This is a genomic window from Streptomyces sp. NRRL B-1347, assembly GCF_000720325.1.
In the GTDB taxonomy this organism is placed as follows: domain Bacteria; phylum Actinomycetota; class Actinomycetes; order Streptomycetales; family Streptomycetaceae; genus Streptomyces.
In genome coordinates, this window is sequence record NZ_JOJM01000004.1 from 317,915 (window position 1) to 333,938 (window position 16,024).

Annotated in this window: 15 protein-coding genes; 11 read left to right on the forward strand and 4 right to left on the reverse strand. The window is 73.4% G+C overall.

Annotation, left to right across the window (positions count from 1 at the left end):
* Positions 1–94 precede the first annotated feature (94 nt).
* Positions 95–1,369: a dienelactone hydrolase family protein gene (locus IG74_RS45640; protein WP_051854641.1), complete on the reverse strand. Its 1,275-nt coding sequence runs from the start codon at positions 1,367–1,369 to the stop codon at positions 95–97.
* A gap of 206 nt (positions 1,370–1,575) precedes the next feature.
* Between IG74_RS45640 and IG74_RS0106880 the strand changes: the two genes are divergently transcribed.
* The 4 genes from IG74_RS0106880 (at position 1,576) to IG74_RS0106895 (ending at position 5,523) form a co-directional block, all read left to right on the forward strand.
* A complete protein-coding gene (locus IG74_RS0106880) occupies positions 1,576–2,211 on the forward strand; it encodes a TetR/AcrR family transcriptional regulator (protein ID WP_030671245.1) in 636 nt (211 codons plus the stop codon).
* Positions 2,208–3,107 carry an alpha/beta fold hydrolase gene (locus IG74_RS0106885; protein WP_234334245.1) on the forward strand — a complete coding sequence of 300 codons (900 nt, stop codon included), beginning with the start codon at positions 2,208–2,210 and terminating at the stop codon, positions 3,105–3,107. The genes IG74_RS0106880 and IG74_RS0106885 overlap by 4 nt, the downstream gene beginning before the upstream one ends.
* A 157-nt stretch (positions 3,108–3,264) precedes the next feature.
* Positions 3,265–4,731 carry an InlB B-repeat-containing protein gene (locus IG74_RS47755; protein WP_158857505.1) on the forward strand — a complete coding sequence of 489 codons (1,467 nt, stop codon included), beginning with the start codon at positions 3,265–3,267 and terminating at the stop codon, positions 4,729–4,731.
* 36 nt (positions 4,732–4,767) lie between these two features.
* Positions 4,768–5,523, forward strand: coding sequence for a uracil-DNA glycosylase (locus tag IG74_RS0106895; protein ID WP_030671250.1), 756 nt, complete (start codon positions 4,768–4,770; stop codon positions 5,521–5,523).
* Between the two features lie 6 nt (positions 5,524–5,529).
* Here IG74_RS0106895 and IG74_RS0106900 read toward each other — a convergent pair whose 3' ends face one another.
* The 3 genes from IG74_RS0106900 to IG74_RS0106910 all read right to left on the reverse strand — a co-directional run bounded on the left by IG74_RS0106900 (position 5,530) and on the right by IG74_RS0106910 (position 9,028).
* On the reverse strand, positions 5,530–7,914 hold the full coding sequence (locus IG74_RS0106900) for an ATP-binding cassette domain-containing protein (RefSeq protein WP_030671252.1): 2,385 nt from the start codon (positions 7,912–7,914) through the stop codon (positions 5,530–5,532).
* Between the two features lie 127 nt (positions 7,915–8,041).
* Positions 8,042–8,455 (reverse strand): VOC family protein, encoded by a 414-nt coding sequence (locus IG74_RS0106905; protein WP_030671253.1) that lies wholly within the window; start codon positions 8,453–8,455, stop codon positions 8,042–8,044.
* A 9-nt stretch (positions 8,456–8,464) separates the two neighbouring features.
* Positions 8,465–9,028: a helix-turn-helix transcriptional regulator gene (locus IG74_RS0106910; RefSeq protein WP_078868647.1), complete on the reverse strand. Its 564-nt coding sequence runs from the start codon at positions 9,026–9,028 to the stop codon at positions 8,465–8,467.
* Positions 9,029–9,234: 206 nt separating this feature from the next.
* Between IG74_RS0106910 and IG74_RS0106915 the strand changes: the two genes are divergently transcribed.
* From IG74_RS0106915 to IG74_RS0106945, 7 genes are all read left to right on the forward strand, one after another.
* Complete coding sequence (locus IG74_RS0106915) at positions 9,235–9,897, forward strand: hydrolase (protein WP_030671256.1); 663 nt, start codon at positions 9,235–9,237, stop codon at positions 9,895–9,897.
* Positions 9,898–9,902: 5 nt separating this feature from the next.
* A complete protein-coding gene (locus IG74_RS0106920; protein ID WP_030671257.1) occupies positions 9,903–10,424 on the forward strand; it encodes a DoxX family protein in 522 nt (173 codons plus the stop codon).
* Positions 10,425–10,508: 84 nt separating this feature from the next.
* Positions 10,509–11,093 (forward strand): Dps family protein, encoded by a 585-nt coding sequence (locus IG74_RS0106925; protein WP_030671259.1) that lies wholly within the window; start codon positions 10,509–10,511, stop codon positions 11,091–11,093.
* Positions 11,093–12,520: a dihydrolipoyl dehydrogenase family protein gene (locus tag IG74_RS0106930; protein WP_030671262.1), complete on the forward strand. Its 1,428-nt coding sequence runs from the start codon at positions 11,093–11,095 to the stop codon at positions 12,518–12,520. The genes IG74_RS0106925 and IG74_RS0106930 overlap by 1 nt, the downstream gene beginning before the upstream one ends.
* A gap of 59 nt (positions 12,521–12,579) precedes the next feature.
* Positions 12,580–14,451: an amidohydrolase gene (locus tag IG74_RS0106935; protein ID WP_030671265.1), complete on the forward strand. Its 1,872-nt coding sequence runs from the start codon at positions 12,580–12,582 to the stop codon at positions 14,449–14,451.
* A 31-nt stretch (positions 14,452–14,482) separates the two neighbouring features.
* Positions 14,483–15,226 carry a GPR1/FUN34/YaaH family transporter gene (locus tag IG74_RS0106940; RefSeq protein WP_030671274.1) on the forward strand — a complete coding sequence of 248 codons (744 nt, stop codon included), beginning with the start codon at positions 14,483–14,485 and terminating at the stop codon, positions 15,224–15,226.
* A gap of 47 nt (positions 15,227–15,273) precedes the next feature.
* The gene (locus tag IG74_RS0106945; protein ID WP_030671277.1) at positions 15,274–15,999 is read left to right on the forward strand and encodes an alpha/beta fold hydrolase; all 726 of its coding nucleotides are present in this window, start codon (positions 15,274–15,276) and stop codon (positions 15,997–15,999) included.
* Positions 16,000–16,024 lie beyond the last annotated feature (25 nt).

Sequence of the window (16,024 nt, forward strand, 5' to 3'; positions counted from 1 at the left end):
AGGGTGAGCGACGGCGATCCGTGGCTCCCGGTGCGCTGAGGAGCGGCCCCCTGCCGTGGCCGCGGCAGGGGTGACCGAGGGCGGCCGCCGCGTGTCAGATCCCGTCGTCCGGACGCTTGTTGACCTTCAGGTTCTTGGGGATGGCAGGCAGCAGCCGCTGCTTCGACGACACCTCGCGGATGGCGCGGGGGTCGGTGAACGTCTCCGGGCGGGCGGGGCGGAAGGTGAGGCCCGGGCCGCCCTTGCGCAGGTTGCCGCCCTTGGGGGAGAGGCCGCCCAGGGCGGGGAGCCGGTAGGCGGGGGCCTTGCGCAGGGCCTGCTCGAGGAACGCGGCGGTCAGCTGCGCGGCCTGGGCGCGCGCGACGGCCGGCGACGCGACCTTGGCGGGCTTGCAGGGGCCGATCCCGCCGCCCTTGTCGGTGGCGGCGAGATTGGTGTTGATCATCCGGTGGCCGGTGCCCGCGAGCAGCACGTCCGCCGCGACCTTCGTCGAGCCCGACCTCGCGAGCGCCTTCATCGTCGCGCGCCCGGCCTGCGCCTGGACGTCCTCGTCGCAGGCGCCCCGGATGTTGAGCACGGGGACCTTGTGCGGCGCGGGCTCGGCGTTCTCGGCGGGCTCGATGGCCACGGTGCCGAAGAGCCCGGCGCGCTTGGCCGCCTTGGGGGACAGGACGTAGCCGCCGCCCCGGCTGTGCCCGACCAGGCCGACGCGGGAGGTGTCGATCCGGCCCTTGACCCCGGGGATCCTCAGGCCGTGGTCGACGCCCTTGTTGAGGTCGGAGAGCAGTCGCAGATGGGCGCTGACCAGATCGGTGTAGCCCTTGGTGGGGTCGGTCTCGCCGCCCCACCAGATCTCCGGCGAGACGACGTCGATGGACACGGCGGCGAACCCCTTGCGCGTGAGCGCCTGCACGACGTGCGACAGGCCCACGTCCTGGCGCAGATAGTCGGGGCCAAGACCGCGCTCCGGCTTCCCGGGCTTGGCGCAGACCAGCGGCCAGTGGGTCTTGACGGGGTTGCGGGCGACGACGTCGGAGGCGTCCTTGGTGGTCACGCAGTTGTGGTGGGTGCCGTGCAGCACGACGACCACCGGGTGGGGCCCCTTGCCCTTGGGCATCCCGAGCACGCCGTGGACCTGGGACGGGTTGCCCGCCGTCCGGCCTCCGGTGATCTTGAGGAGGCCGGGGGCGAGCCGATAGCTGGTCAGGCTCGCCGCGTTGCTCGTGGTCCCGGCGGCGGTGGCCGCTCGCGGGGAGGCGGGCTTGCCGGGTGCCGCAGCCTGGGCGGCGGCGGTGCCGCAGGTGAGCGTCAGGGCGAAGGCGGCGGAGGCGGCCGTGAGGTGCGCCGCCCGGCGGATTGCAGTGGTCATGGCTGAGAGGACGGCGGAATGGGAGGGTGCGTTCCCTTCGCTGCCCGGCTTCCCCGCTCCGATCGCGTGGCTGACGCCTCGGCTCCCTGCCTGGTCAGAGGGGTGCGCCGGACCCACCCTTGACCGTATCCAGACCCATCCCTAAATTTAGAGAGCTCTCTAAGTTCACGAGAATTCCGGACGGCACAAGGAAGGGGCGTGGGCTCATGCGGCCGGTCGAAGGGGGACTGCGTGAACGGCACAAGGCCCAGCGGCGCGGCCGGATCCTCGAAGCGACGCGCGAACTCCTCCGGGACGGCCCGGAATCGGTGATCAGCACCGAGCGGATCGCCGAGCGGGCGGAGGTCGCCCCGGCCACCGTGTACAACCTGATCGGACCGCGCGACAAGATCTGGGAGGCGCTCGCCGACGGCTTCATGGACGAACTGGAGCGCCGTCTGGAGACTTGCCGCCGGGAGACTCCGGGCGGCGGCCCGAGGGCGGTCGTCCGGACGACCGTCGAACTGTTCGTGGGCGACCCGGTCGTGTCGCGGCGCATGGTGCGCGAGTGGGAGGCGAGCGGCCTCGTGTTCGCCCGCAGCCCGCTCGTCCAGCTCCGCCGGGCGCTGGCGGACGCCCGGACGCGAGGGGTGCTGCGCGCCGACGTCGACACGGACGCGCTGGCCTCCGCCGTCGGCACCTCGTGCGTGGGCGCGCTGCACCAGTGGGTCGCCGCCCTGATCGACGACGACCGGTTCCTCGCCCGTGCCCTGTTCGCCCTTGACGTCGTACTCGCCGCGGCGGCCGCGGACCCCCACCGGGACGAACTCCTGTCGCCGCTGCGGACCCGGGGCGCGCCGTGACGGCCGGCGCCCTGCCCCGGAGGTTCGTGGGCCGCGGCGGGATCCGGCTCGTGGCCGACGTGTGGGGCGAGGCGTCGTCGCCGCCCCTCGTCCTGCTGCACGGCGGCGGCCAGACACGGCACGCCTGGGACCGGACGGGCCCGCGGCTGGCCGCCCTGGGCTGGCGGGTCGTCGCCCCCGACCTGCGCGGACACGGCACCAGCGACTGGTCGGCCGACGGCGACTACGACCTCGACCTGTTCGCCGACGACGTACGGGCGCTCGTCGCCGAGCTTGGCGAGCGGCCCGTGGTGGTCGGCGCCTCGCTCGGCGGCATCAGCGCGCTGCTCGCCGCAGGAGAGGCACCCGCGGCGGCGGTGCGCGCGCTGGTGCTCGTCGACGTCGCCCACCGGCCGGACCACCGCGGGGTACGCCGGATCATGGAGTTCGCGCGCGCCCGACCGGACGGGTTCGCCAGCGTGGGCGAGGCGGCCGATGCGGTGTCCGCCTACCTTCCGCACCGCCCCCGCCCGCACGACCCCGAGGGGATACGGAAGAACCTGCGGCGCCACGGCGATCGCTGGGTCTGGCACTGGGACCCCCGGATGCTCGACGGCTTCGCGGCCCGGCCGGACCCGCCCGGCAGGGCGGAGCGCCTCCTCGCCGCCGCCCGCAGGGCCGCCCTGCCGACCCTCCTCGTGCGCGGCGGCGTCAGCGACGTGGTGGGCGCGGACATCGCCGACGAGTTCTGCGCCGGGGTTCCCCACGTACGGCGCGTCGACGTGGGCGACGCGGGGCACATGGTGGTCGGTGACCGGAACGAGCACTTCATCGACGCGATCGTCCCGTTCCTGGAGGGTCTGGAGGGCCTGGAGGAGGACGTGGAGGCGGACTTGGCGGACCTGGGGGACTCGTAAGACCTGGAGAGGGCCGAGCGGGCGGAAGTGTGTTCGCCAGTCGAGTGAATGACCGCGGCCGCGTGTGCGCGAGTGCGCGGGGCCGGGACATGTGGAAGGCATGCCCCGATCCCGTGCTTGTCGAAGTGTGCTGGTCAGCGCCGTCTCCACGGTCCCCTTGGCACTGCTCCCCGCAGCCCCCGCCGACGCCTCCGAGCCCGTCCCGCGCGACGAGGTGCGGCGGCTCACCGTCGCCGTCGACAAGCGGGACTACGCCGACTTGTGCGAGCGCCCGCGCGAAGGGCGGCCGCGTGAGTACACCGTGCGGTTCTTCCCGGACGTGGAGGTCAGGGCCGTCGCCGAGCGCATCGAGCCCGCGGACGCCGCCGGCACGGTCAGCTTCTCCGGGCACGAGGCGGGCCGGCCCGAGCGGACCGTGTTCCTCCACGTCACCGGAGCCTGCGCGGCAGGCGACGACCCCGTGATGGTCGACGCGACGTACGACCGCGGCGACCGGGTCTTCAGGATCGCGCCGCTGCGCACCGAACCCGGCAAGGCCCTGGTGACCGAGGAGAACCCGGCCCTGCGCGAACGCCCCGACGGTGACGACGCCGACGAGCAGTACACCCCGCCGGGCGGCGGCACCGCGGGCCCGCCGCGGCGGGCGGCGGCCGAGAACCCGGTCGTCATCGACATGGTCGTCGGCTGGACCCCGCGCGCCGAGTGGGCCGTCGGCGGCGTCGACGGCATGCTCAACCGCGTCGCGTACGCCGAGGCCGCGATCAACCAGGCGTTCGCCGACAGCGGGGTGAAGGCGAGCGTCGACATCGTGGACACCTACCGCGCGCCCTACTACGGCGAGGAGAAGGCCGCCACGGTCCACGAGAAGCTGTCCAATCCGCGCGAGCCCCAACTCGGTGCGGAAGCCGCCCGGCTCCGCGAGAAGTACGGCGCCGACCTCGTCGGCATGATCGTGCAGGTGCCGAGCGGGGCGAGCACCGGACAGGGCAGCCTGCCGATGCCACCGACTGCCAAGACCGACGACCAGGCCTACTCGGTCACCGACGTCCACTCCATCGTGGACTGGTACAACTTCGGCCACGAGGTCGGCCACAACCTGGGCCTGTTCCACGACCGCGCTACCCTCGACGAGCAGCTGGGCGGCCAGGACTACCGGCCCTACCTCTCCGCCCCGTACGGCACCGGGTACGTCACCCCCGACCGGCGCTGGCACACGCTCATGGCCTACTCCTCCGCCTGCGGCCGGTCCTGCACGGCGGTCAACCAGTACTCCAACACCCACAACACCTGGTGGGGCCAGCCGCTCGGCGACCGGTACAACAACAACGCGCTGCTCGCCCAGCAGACCACCCCGATCGTCGCCGCCTACCGCGAGCCCGCCAAGCCCCGGCTCCGCCACGGCCTGACCCTGGGCACCGCCCCCGCGGGCGGCGGCACGGTCCGCCCCACCACCTGGGGCCCCTACCGCCCGGGCACCGGCGTCACCGTCACCGCCACTCCCAAGCCCGGCTACCGCTTCACCGGCTGGACCCTCGACGGCGAGCGGCACCACCACACCCACCCGTCGTTCTTCCTCACCATGGACCGGAACCGGTCCCTGACGGCGGAGTTCGCCCGCATGTGAGGAGCGCCGCGGACTCCGACTACCGTGGAACCTCCTATGGATCCCCTGGCCGAACTGGACGCCCGCGTCACCCGGTGCGCGGCCTGCCCGCGCCTCGTCGCGTGGCGCGAGGAGGTCGGGCGGGTGAAGCGGGCCGCGTATCAGGACTGGACGTACTGGGCGCGGCCGGTGCCCGGGTTCGGGCCGCCGGACGCCTCGCTGCTCGTCATCGGGCTCGCGCCCGCGGCGCACGGCGGCAACAGGACCGGCCGGATGTTCACCGGCGACCGCTCCGGCGACGTCCTGTACGCGGCGCTCCACGAGCTGGGGCTCGCGTCGAGTCCGCTGGCGGTGTCCCTGGACGACGGGCTGACGCTGCGCGGCGTACGGGTGACATCGCCGGTGCACTGCGCGCCGCCGGAGAACAAGCCGACGCCGGAGGAGCGGGACACCTGCAGGCCCTGGCTCGTACGGGAGTTGGAGCTGCTCGCGCCCCGGCTGCGGGCGGCGGTGGTCCTCGGGGCGTTCGGCTGGCAGGCGGCCCTGCCCGCGTTCGCCGAGGCCGGGTGGCGGGTGCCGAGGCCGCGCCCGCGGTTCGCGCACGGCGCCCGCGTCACCCTGGAGCGCGGCACACCGGCCGCGGACGGCTCGGGCCCGGTCACCCTGTACGGCTGCTTCCACGTCAGCCAGCGCAACACGTTCACCGGCAGGCTGACCCCGGAGATGCTCCGGGACGTGCTGCGGGAGGCGGCGGGCGAGGCGTGCCTGCCGCCGTACGCGCCGCCCGACTCCCCTCCGCCCGCGCCCGGTTGACCGGCGTCAGGCGCCGACGTACGCCGCCAGGTGCTCGCCGGTGCGGGTGGAGCGGGCGGCGACCAGGTCGGCGGGCGTGCCCTCGAAGACGATCCGGCCGCCGTCGTGCCCGGCGCCGGGGCCGAGGTCGATGATCCAGTCGGCGTGCGCCATGACCGCCTGGTGGTGCTCGACCACGATGACGGTCTTGCCGGAGTCGACGAGCCGGTCGAGCAGGGCCAGCAACTGCTCGACGTCGGCGAGGTGCAGGCCCGCGGTCGGCTCGTCGAGGACGTACACGCCGCCCTTCTCCGCCATGTGCGTGGCCAGCTTGAGCCGTTGCCGCTCGCCGCCGGACAGCGTGGTCAGGGGCTGGCCGAGGCTGACGTAGCCGAGACCGACGTCGACGAGCCGTTCGAGGACCTTGTGCGCGGCGGGCGTGCGGGCCTCTCCCGCGCCGAAGAACTCCTCGGCCTCGGTCACCGACATCGCGAGCACCTCGCTGATGTCGCGGCCGCCGAGGGTGTATTCGAGGACCGAGGCGTCGAACCGCTTGCCCTCGCACTCCTCGCAGGTCGTGGAGACACCGGCCATCATCGCCAGGTCGGTGTAGATCACCCCGGCGCCGTTGCAGTTCGGGCAGGCGCCCTCGGAGTTGGCGCTGAACAGGCCCGGCTTCACGTCGTTGGCCTTGGCGAACGCCTTGCGGATCGGGTCGAGGAGCCCCGTGTACGTCGCCGGGTTGCTCCGCCGCGAGCCGCGGATCGGGGTCTGGTCGACCGACACCACGCCCTCGCCTGCGGGGATGGAGCCGTGCACGAGCGAGCTCTTGCCGGACCCGGCGACGCCGGTGACGACGGTCAGCACCCCGAGCGGCACGTCGACGTCGACGTCGTGCAGGTTGTGCGTGTTCGCGCCGCGGATCTCCAGGGCTCCGGTGGCCTCGCGCACCGTCTTCTTGACGGCGGCCCGGTCGTCCAGGTGACGCCCGGTGACGGTGCCGCTGGCGCGCAGCCCTTCGACGGTGCCCTCGAAGCAGACGGTGCCGCCCTCCGCACCGGCGCCAGGACCCAGGTCGACGACGTGGTCGGCGATCGCGATCGTCTCCGGCTTGTGCTCCACGACGAGCACCGTGTTGCCCTTGTCCCGCAGCCGCAGGAGCAGCTTGTTCATCCGCTCGATGTCGTGCGGGTGCAGACCGATGGTGGGTTCGTCGAAGACGTACGTGGTGTCGGTGAGCGAGGAGCCGAGGTGGCGGATCATCTTGACGCGCTGTGCCTCGCCGCCCGAGAGCGTGCCCGAAGGGCGGTCGAGCGCGAGGTAGCCGAGACCGATCTCGACGAACGAGTCGAGCGTCTGCTGCAACGCCGTGAGCAGCGGCGCCACGGTCGGCTCCGCGAGGCCGCGGACCCAGGCCGCCAGGTCGCGGATCTCCATCGCGCACGCGTCGGCGATGGAGACCTTTTTGATCTTCGACGATCTGGCGCCCTCGCTCAGCCGGGTGCCCTCGCACTCGGGGCAGGTGGTGAAGGTGACCGCCCGCTCCACGAAGGCGCGGATGTGGGGCTGCATCGACTCCTTGTCCTTGGCGAGGAACGACTTCTGGATCTTGGGGATCAGCCCCTCGTAGGTGAGGTTGACCCCGTTGACCTTCACCTTCGTCGGCTCGCCGTAGAGGAAGTCCCGCATCTCCTTCTTGGTGAAGCGGCGGATCGGCTTGTGCGGGTCGAGGAAGCCCGACTGGGCGTAGAGCCCCACGGTCCACTGGCTGTCGGACTTCCAGCCGGGGATGGTGAACGCGCCGTCGGCGAGCGACTTGGAGTCGTCGTAGAGCTGGGTGAGGTCGATGTCGGAGACCGAGCCGCGGCCCTCGCAGCGCGTGCACATGCCGCCGGTGCGGTGGTAGGTCGCCTTGACCGCCTTCTTGTTGCCGACGGCGATCGCGCCGCTGCTGCGGATCGACGCGGTGTTGAAGGAGTACGCGCTGGGCGGGCCGATGTGGGGCTTGCCGAGTCTGCTGAAGAGGATGCGCAGCATCGCGTGGGCGTCGGTGGCGGTGCCGACCGTGGAGCGGGGGTCGGAGCCCATCCGCTGCTGGTCGACGATGATCGCGGTGGTCAGGCCGTCGAGCACGTCCACCTCTGGCCGGGCGAGGGTGGGCATGAAGCCCTGCACGAAGGCGCTGTAGGTCTCGTTGATCATCCGCTGTGACTCGGCGGCGACCGTGTCGAACACCAGCGAGCTCTTGCCGGAGCCGGAGACCCCGGTGAACACCGTGAGCCGCCGCTTCGGGAGCTCGACGCTGACGTCCTTGAGGTTGTTCTCCCGCGCGCCGTGCACGCGGATCAGGTCGTGGCTGTCGGCGGCGTGCGGCGCAGGCGACTGCGGGTGCGTCCTCGTGACCTTGCTCATCGTCTCTCCGTCCGTCTCCGCGGGACCGCCCGCGCGGCTCCGCCTCTGTCGCCTGGCTCGTTCCGACCGGCGGAGCCCCCCGCGGCGATGGGCCGGGACCCTACCGCAGGGGGCCTTCGGCGGGGCCCTACTGCTTGCGGGGCTGGTTGAAGCGGAGCATGTTGCCCGCCGGGTCGCGGAAGGCGCAGTCGCGCACGCCGTACGGCTGGTCCATGGGTTCCTGGAGCACGTCGGCGCCCGCGGCCCGGATGCGTTCGAAGGTGGCGTCGACGTCGTCGGTCGTGAAGATCACGCCGCGCAGCAGGCCCTTGGCGAGCAGTTCCGCCATCGCCTGCCGGTCGGCCGGGGCGGCGTTGGGGTCCGCCAGCGGCGGCTCCAGGACGATCTCCACGTCCTGGGCGGGGGAGCCGACGGTCACCCAGCGCATCCCCTCGAACCCGACGTCGTTGCGGACCTCCATGCCGAGGACGTCGCGGTAGAAGGCGAGCGCCTTGTCGTGGTCGTCGACTGCGATGAAGCACTGCGAGAGCTTGATGTCCATGCCTCGACGCTACGAGGAGCCGCCCGAATCCGCTTCTCCGATCGTGACCGGATTCCCGGCGGCCCGCGAAGCGCCGTCCTCGCGCGCGGCCCGGTCGCGTGCCGGGCCCGTCTCCCGCTCGCGTGCCGGGCCCGCCTTCGGCTCGCGTGCCGGGCCCGCCGTCTGTTCGAGCGCGGGCTCCCCGTTCCTGAGCGGCCGCGTGTGGACCTTGGCGACGCACGCCGGGATCGCGGCGCCCGCCCCGTGGTCCCGAGCCCGGTACGCGCTCGGCGACTCGCCGACCAGCTCGGTGAAGCGCGAGCTGAACGACCCGAGCGAGGTACAGCCGACCGCGAAGCACACCTCGGTGACGCTCATGTCGCCGCGCCGCAGCAGCGCCTTCGCCCGCTCGATGCGGCGGGTCATGAGGTAGTTGTACGGCGTCTCCCCGTAGGCGGCACGGAAGCTGCGCGAGAAGTGGCCGGACGACATCAAGGCGACCTTCGCGAGCGCCGGGACGTCCAGCGGCCGCGCGTAGTCACGGTCCATCACGTCCTTCGCGCGGCGCAGCCGCACCAGGTCCTCCAGGTTCATGCCCACAGCATCGCACGGGGCCGCCGCTGCACCCCCTCCCTGACCTGCTGCTCCCGGGGGACCACGGAGCCGAGCGGGTTGTGCGCTGGCGTGCCAACTCCTGGGCGCGGGACGAAAAGTCGGGCCGCCCGACCGGTCGTAGCTTCCTGGTGTGCCGAGCCGCGGACGCGGTCGGCGCACCAGCGACCGCTTCGAAAGGACCCCTCATGTTCGACGTCACCAAGGTGCAGGCCGCCCCGAGCTCGGACCTGCTCACGCCCGACAACTCGGTCATGCTCTTCGTGGACCACCAGCCGCAGATGTTCTTCGGCACCGGCAGCGGCGACCGCTCCTCGATCATCAACAGCACCGTGGGTCTGGCCAAGGCCGCCCGGGCGTTCGACGTCCCGGCCGTCCTGACCACCGTCGCCGCCGAGTCCTTCTCCGGCCCCCTGCTGCCGCAGCTCGCCGAGGTGTTCCCCGGGCACGACGTCGTCGACCGCACGTCCATGAACGCCTGGGAGGACGACGCGCTCGTGGCGGCCGTCAAGGCGACGGGGCGCAAGAAGATCATCCTGTCCGGCCTGTGGACCGAGGTCTGCCTGGTGCTGCCCGCCCTCTCCGCGATCGAGCAGGGCTACGAGGTGTACGTCGTCTCCGACGCCTCCGGCGGCGTCAGCCAGGCCGCCCACGAGCACGCCCTGCAGCGGATGATCGCCGCCGGCGCGGTCCCGGTGACCTGGGTCCAGGTCCTCCTGGAGCTCCAGCGCGACTGGGCCCGCCAGGAGACGTACGGCGCCGTCATGGAGATCGTCAAGGCCCACGCGGGCGCGTACGGCCTGGGCGTCGTGTACGCGCAGAGCATCCTCGGCGCGCACGCGGCGGGCTGACCGCCTTGGACACCGGCATCCTGCTCCTGCGCCTCCTCGCGGGCCTGCTCGTCGCGGGCCACGGGGTGCAGAAGATCAGCTCGCACCTCGGCGGCAAGGGCCTCGAGGGCGGCACGGAGGAGTTCCGCGCCGACGGCTTCCGGGGCGGTGTCCTCACCGCCCTCGCGGCGGGCGGCGGCCAGATCGGATCGGGCCTGCTGCTCGCCGCGGGGCTCCTGACCCCGCTCGCCGCGACCGGGGCGATCGGCGTCATGACGGTCGCGCTCACCGTGAAGTGGCGCAACGGCCTCTGGGTGCAGAACGACGGCTACGAGTACCCGCTCGTCCTCATCGGCACCGCCGCCGCCCTCGCGGCCACCGGGCCCGGCGACTGGTCCCTCGACGCGGCCCTCGGCCTCACGCCGTACCCGCTGTGGTGGGCGGCCGCCGCCCTCGCGGCCGGTCTCGGCAGCGGGCTGCTCACGCGGCTCGTCCTGCACCGGCCGACCCCGGTGCCGCCGGGGACCGCCGCGCCCGGCGCGGGCTGAGCACGCCCCACAGACCGGGCCCGGCCGCTCCGAACCCCCGACCGGACGGCCGGGCCCACCCACCATCCCGACCAGGAGCACCTGATGGACACCACGACCACCCCCGCCACGCGCGGCGGCGGACAGCCGCTGCTGCACCAGAAGGGCGCCGAGACCCAGGCCTTCGGCACGCTCAAGCAGCTGCCGATCGGCCTCGGCCACGACACCCGCATGTACGCCTGCCAGCGCCTGAACCGCGTACTTGCCGACACGCAGATCCTGTACTCCCTCTACAAGAAGCACCACTGGCTGATGCGCGGGGCGACCTTCTACTCGCTCCACCTCATGCTGGACAAGCACGCCGAGGCCCAACTGGCCCTCGTGGACGAGCTCGCCGAGCGCGTCCAGAGCCTCGGCGGCGTCGCCGTCGGAGACCCGCGGCACGTCGCGGAGCTGACCGTCGTCCCCCGGCCGCCGGACGGCGTGGAGCAGGTCCCCGTCATGCTGTCGCGCCTCCTCGACGCGCACGAGCGGATCCTGATCGACGCGCGGGACGCCGCCGCCCGGCTCTCCGCCGAGGGCGACGAGGGCAGCGCCGACCTGCTCGTCTCCGACGTCATCCGCACCGGCGAGGCGCAGGTGTGGTTCCTCGCCGAGCACCTCGTCGACACGCCTCTGGTGCGCGGCTGATGGAGGACGCGTACGACGTCGTCGTGGTCGGTGGCGGTCCGGGCGGCGAGGTCGTCGCCGACCGGACGGTCCGGGCGGGGCTGACCGCCGTCGTCGTCGAGGCCGGGGCGGTCGGCGGCGAGTGCTCCTACCGCGCGTGCGTGCCGAGCAAGGCCCTGCTGCGCCCCGGCGCCGCCCTGGAGGCCGCGCGGTCGGTCGACGGGGCCCGGCAGGCGGTGACCGGGACACTCGACGCGGCGGCCGTCCTGGCCCGCCGCGACCGCTTCACCGCCCGTGGCGACGACTCCGGCCAGGCCGACTGGCTGACCGGCGCGGGCATCCCCCTCGTGCGGGGGCACGGACGGCTCGCCGGAGCGCGCCGGGTGGACGTGACCGGAGCCGACGGCACGGTCCGCACCCTGCGGGCCCGGCGGGCGGTCGTGCTCAGCCCCGGCACCGAACCCGCGCTGCCGCAGGTCGAAGGCATCGACCGGATCGGCGTGTGGACCAACCGGCAGGCCACGACGGCCGACGCCGTGCCCGGGCGGCTCGTCGTCATCGGCGGGGGAGTGGTGGCCTGCGAACTGGCCACCGCCTGGCGCTCGCTCGGCTCCGCCGTCACCCAGCTCGTTCGCGGCCGGGCCCTGCTGACCGACTGGGAACCGTGCGCGGGCGAAGAGGTCGCCCGCGGTCTGACCGGTCTGGGCGTGACGCTGCGCTTCGGGGTCTCGGCCACCCGGGTCGCCCGCGACGAGGCCACCGGCGCCGTGACGGTGGAGACCGACGATGGCACCGTCCTCGCCTGCGACGAGGTCCTCGCCGCCGTCGGCCGCCGCCCGCGCACCGCGGACCTCGGCCTGGACACCGTCGGCCTGACGGCAGGCGACTGGCTTCCGGTCGACGACACCTGCCGGGTCACCGGCCTCGACGGCGACTGGCTCTACGCCGTCGGCGACGTGAACCACCGCGCGCCGCTGACCCACATGGCCAAGTACCAGGCCCGCGCCTGCGCCGCCGCGATCGCCGAACGGGCCGCGGGCCGCCCGGCCGACCCCGGTGGCTGGCGGGCCTGGAGCGCGCGGGCCGACCACGCCGCCGTGCCGCAGGCCGTCTTCACGCGTCCCGAGGCCGCGAGCGTCGGCCTCACGGAGCGCGCCGCCCGCGCCGCGGGCCTGACGGTCCGTGCGGTGGAGTACCGCACCGACGATGTCGCCGGTGCCGCGCTGCACGCCGACGGCTACCGCGGCCACGCCAAGCTCGTCGTCGACGAGACCCGGGGAGTCGTCGTCGGCTGCACCCTCACCGGCCCCATGGCGAGCGAACTCATCCACACCGCCACCGTCGCCGTCGTCGGCGAAGTCCCCCTGGAGCGGCTGCGGCACGCCGTGCCCGCCTTCCCGACCGTGAGCGAGGTCTGGCTGCGGCTCCTGGAGGCGTACGGCCTCTGAGGCGATCCGCACCCAACCTCCCGCGACCCACCCCGCACCCCTGCGAAGGAGCACCCTTGATGCCGAACCAGCCGACCCCCGAACCCGCCTCCCCGCCCCAGGGCCACGCGCCGGCCGACCTCCTCGTGCGCAACGCGAAGGTGTTCACCGGTGACCCCGGCCGCCCCGAGGCCCGCGCCGTCGCGATCCGCGACGGCAAGGTCGCGGCCCTCGGCGACGACCACGACCTCGCCCACCTCGTCGGGCCGGGCACCAAGGTCGTCGACGCCCTCGGCCGCCGGGTGATCCCCGGCCTGAACGACTCGCACCTGCACGTCATCAGGGGCGGCCTGAACTACGTCCTGGAGCTGCGCTGGGACGGCGTGCGCAGCCTCCGCCACGCCCTCGCCATGCTGCGCGAGCAGGCGGCCCGCACCCCCAAGGGGCAGTGGATCCGCGTCGTCGGCGGCTGGACCGCCGAACAGTTCGCCGAGCGCAGGATGCCGACCGTCGCCGAGCTGAACGCCGCCGCCCCCGAAACCCCGGTGTTCGTCCTGCACCTGTACCAGTCGGCCCTGATGAACAGGGCCGCCGTACAGGCCGCCGGATTCACCCGCGAAACCCCCGATCCGCAGGGCGGGCAGATCGTCAGGAACCGGGACGGCGAACCCAACGGCGTCCTCCTCGCGGCACCGAGCGCCCTCATCCTGTACTCGACCCTGGCCAAGGCGCCCGCTCTCGACGAGGCCGACAGGCGGACGTCGACGCGTCACTTCCTGCGCGAGCTGAACCGCTTCGGGCTGACCTCCGCGGTCGACGCGGCGGGCGGCTTCCAGAACTTCCCCGACAACTACGCCACGGTCGTCGACCTCGCCGCGTCGGGGGAGCTGTCCCTGCGGATCGCCTACCACCTGTTCCCGCAGACGGCCGGTCAGGAACTCGCCGACCTGAAGCGCTGGATCGCGACGGTGAAGCCCGGGGACGGCGACGAGTGGCTCCGCCTCAACGGCGCGGGCGAGAACCTGACCTGGGCCGCCGCCGACTTCGAGAACTTCTCCGAGCCCCGCCCCGAACTCGCCGACGGCTACGAGACCGAGTTCGAGGACGCCGTCCGGCTCCTGATGGAGAACGGCTGGGGCTTCCGCCTCCACGCGACCTACGACGAGACGATCCGCCGCGACCTAGCCGTCTTTGAGAAGCTCGCCGCCGAAGGGCTCTTCCCCGGCGGCAACCGCTGGCTCTTCGACCACGCCGAGACCGTCTCGGCCGACAGCCTGGACCGGATCGCGGCCCTCGGCGGCTTCCTGTCCGTCCAGAACCGCATGTCCTTCCAGGGCACCGCCTTCCGCGACCGCTACGGCGCCGAGGCCGCAGCCCACACCCCGCCGGTGCGGGCCATGCTCGACCGCGGCCTGACCGTCGCCGCGGGAACGGACGCCACCCGCGTTTCCTCGTACAACCCGTGGGTCGCCCTCCACTGGCTGGTGACCGGGCGCACCGTCGGCGGCACCGCGCTCTACCCGGCCGGGAACCTCGTCGACAGGGAGACCGCGCTCGGCCTCTACACCCGCGGCGGCGCACGCCTCACCGGCGAGCAGGACGTCAAGGGCATCCTGCGGGAGGGCTACTACGGCGACCTGGCGATCCTGTCCGACGACTACCTCACCGTGCCCGACGCGGCCATCCCCGACATCGAGGCCGTGCTCACCGTCGTCGGCGGCCGCGTCGTCTACGCGAGCGCGGAGTACGAGGGACTCGACGAGGCCGTCCCGCCGGTCAGCCCGGAGTGGAGCCCCGTGGCCCGCTTCGGCGGCTACCAGGCCGGTGCCCGGCAGGCCTCGCTCGTGGCCGAGGCCGCGGCCGAGTCCGAGGAGCACCGCCGGTGGCGCGTGGCCCGTGGCGCGACCCCCGATGTGCCCGCGCCCTTCCTGGACCCCTGCTTCGAGCACTGAACGACCGAGCACCGAACGAGAGATCCCCACGATGAGCACTGCTTCCTCCGCCGCCGCCGACGGAGCCGACGACGGGCCCGACGGCCCGCCGGACGCTCCGCAGGGACGCCGCTTCGAGCCGGACCTCCGGCCGATGACCCGCATCAACCTGCACCCCATCGCCTCGCCCATGCCGCTGGGCTTCTTCACGGTGGCGATCGCCTCCGTGATGACGGGATGCCTCCAGCTCGGGGTCTTCGAGCCGGAGGCCCGCGCCGCCGTCGCCCTGTGCGTGCTGCCCGCCTTCGCGCTCCAGCTCCTGGTGAGCGTGCTGTCCTTCGGCGCCCGTGACGTGATCGCGGCGACGCTGATGGCCACGTTCGCCGGCAGCTGGCTGGCGTACGCCCTTGTGATGTTCAGCGGCGCGGCCGACGGCCTGCGGGTCCTCGGCGTGTTCAACCTGGCGTTCCTCTGCTTCGGGGCGCTGATGACCGCCGTGACGCGGCCCAAGCGCGCGATGTGGTGCGTCCTGGTGGTCTCCCTGCCCCGCTGGGCGGCCACCGGCCTGTCCGGACTGACCGGCGCCGAGTGGCTCACGCGCACGTCCGGCGCCCTCGGCCTCCTTGTGGCGGTCGTCGCGATGTACGCGGCGTTCGCCCTGATGCTGGAGGACATGCGCAGCGAGGAGGTCCTGCCCATCGGCCGCAGCGGCCCCGCCCACGCCGCCGTGGCGGGCGACCTCACCGTGCAGCTGCGCAACCTCGAACGCCAGGCGGGCGTGCGGCGCACGCTCTGAACACGCCCACCGGCCCACCCGACCCCACCCTCGCAGGAGTTCCCCCCATGCCCCGATCCACCGAGCCGACCGTCGTCCTGGTCCACGGCGCCTTCGCCGACGCCTCCAGCTACGCCCGGGTCATCCCCGAACTGACCGCAGCGGGCCTGGCGGTGGTGGCCCCCGCGGTGCCCAACCGCGGCCTGATCGACGACGCCGCGTACATCGCCTCGGTGATACGCGCCGTCGACGGCCCCGTGATCCTGGTGGGGCACTCCTACGGCGGCGCCGTCATCACCGTCGCGGGAGCGGAGGACAACGTCCGCGCTCTCGTCTACCTCGCGGGTTACGCCCTGGAGGAAGGCGAGAGCCTGGGCGAGCTGCAGGGCCGCTTCCCCGACTCCGGCCTCGCCGAGGCACTCGTCCAGACGCCGTTCCCCGTGCCCGGCACCAGCGAGACCGGCACCGACGTCTCCGTGGCCGTCGAGAGGTTCCCCGACCTCTTCGCCGCCGACGTCGAGCCCGGCCTCGCCGCCGTGCTCGCCGTCTCCCAGCGCCCCCTGGCCGCGCGGGCCTTCACGGAGGCGGCCCCGGTCGCCGCGTGGCGGACCAAGCCGTCGTGGGGCCTGGTCGCCGCCGCCGACCGGACCGTCAACCCCGACGTCGAGCGCTACGGCTACGAGCGCGCGGGCATGACCACCGTCGAGGTCGACTCCTCGCACCTGGTCATGCTCGCCCGGCCCGACGCCGTGGCCGGTCTGATCCAGGACGTGATCCGGTCCACCACTTGCTGACCTGCGCCTCTGCGACAGCGAGCCC

What these genes read in the sequence shown, in the direction of transcription:
- IG74_RS0106900 (WP_030671252.1), bottom strand. Translation starts at nt 7,914, where the DNA reads ATGAGCAAGGTCACGAGGACGCACCCGCAGTCGCCTGCGCCGCACGCC.
- IG74_RS45640 (WP_051854641.1), bottom strand. Translation starts at nt 1,369, where the DNA reads ATGACCACTGCAATCCGCCGGGCGGCGCACCTCACGGCCGCCTCCGCC.
- IG74_RS0106905 (WP_030671253.1), bottom strand. Translation starts at nt 8,455, where the DNA reads ATGGACATCAAGCTCTCGCAGTGCTTCATCGCAGTCGACGACCACGAC.
- IG74_RS0106925 (WP_030671259.1), top strand. Translation starts at nt 10,509, where the DNA reads ATGGACACCACGACCACCCCCGCCACGCGCGGCGGCGGACAGCCGCTG.
- IG74_RS0106945 (WP_030671277.1), top strand. Translation starts at nt 15,274, where the DNA reads ATGCCCCGATCCACCGAGCCGACCGTCGTCCTGGTCCACGGCGCCTTC.
- IG74_RS0106935 (WP_030671265.1), top strand. Translation starts at nt 12,580, where the DNA reads ATGCCGAACCAGCCGACCCCCGAACCCGCCTCCCCGCCCCAGGGCCAC.
- IG74_RS0106910 (WP_078868647.1), bottom strand. Translation starts at nt 9,028, where the DNA reads ATGAACCTGGAGGACCTGGTGCGGCTGCGCCGCGCGAAGGACGTGATG.
- IG74_RS0106930 (WP_030671262.1), top strand. Translation starts at nt 11,093, where the DNA reads ATGGAGGACGCGTACGACGTCGTCGTGGTCGGTGGCGGTCCGGGCGGC.
- IG74_RS0106880 (WP_030671245.1), top strand. Translation starts at nt 1,576, where the DNA reads ATGCGGCCGGTCGAAGGGGGACTGCGTGAACGGCACAAGGCCCAGCGG.
- IG74_RS0106895 (WP_030671250.1), top strand. Translation starts at nt 4,768, where the DNA reads ATGGATCCCCTGGCCGAACTGGACGCCCGCGTCACCCGGTGCGCGGCC.
- IG74_RS0106915 (WP_030671256.1), top strand. Translation starts at nt 9,235, where the DNA reads ATGTTCGACGTCACCAAGGTGCAGGCCGCCCCGAGCTCGGACCTGCTC.
- IG74_RS0106940 (WP_030671274.1), top strand. Translation starts at nt 14,483, where the DNA reads ATGAGCACTGCTTCCTCCGCCGCCGCCGACGGAGCCGACGACGGGCCC.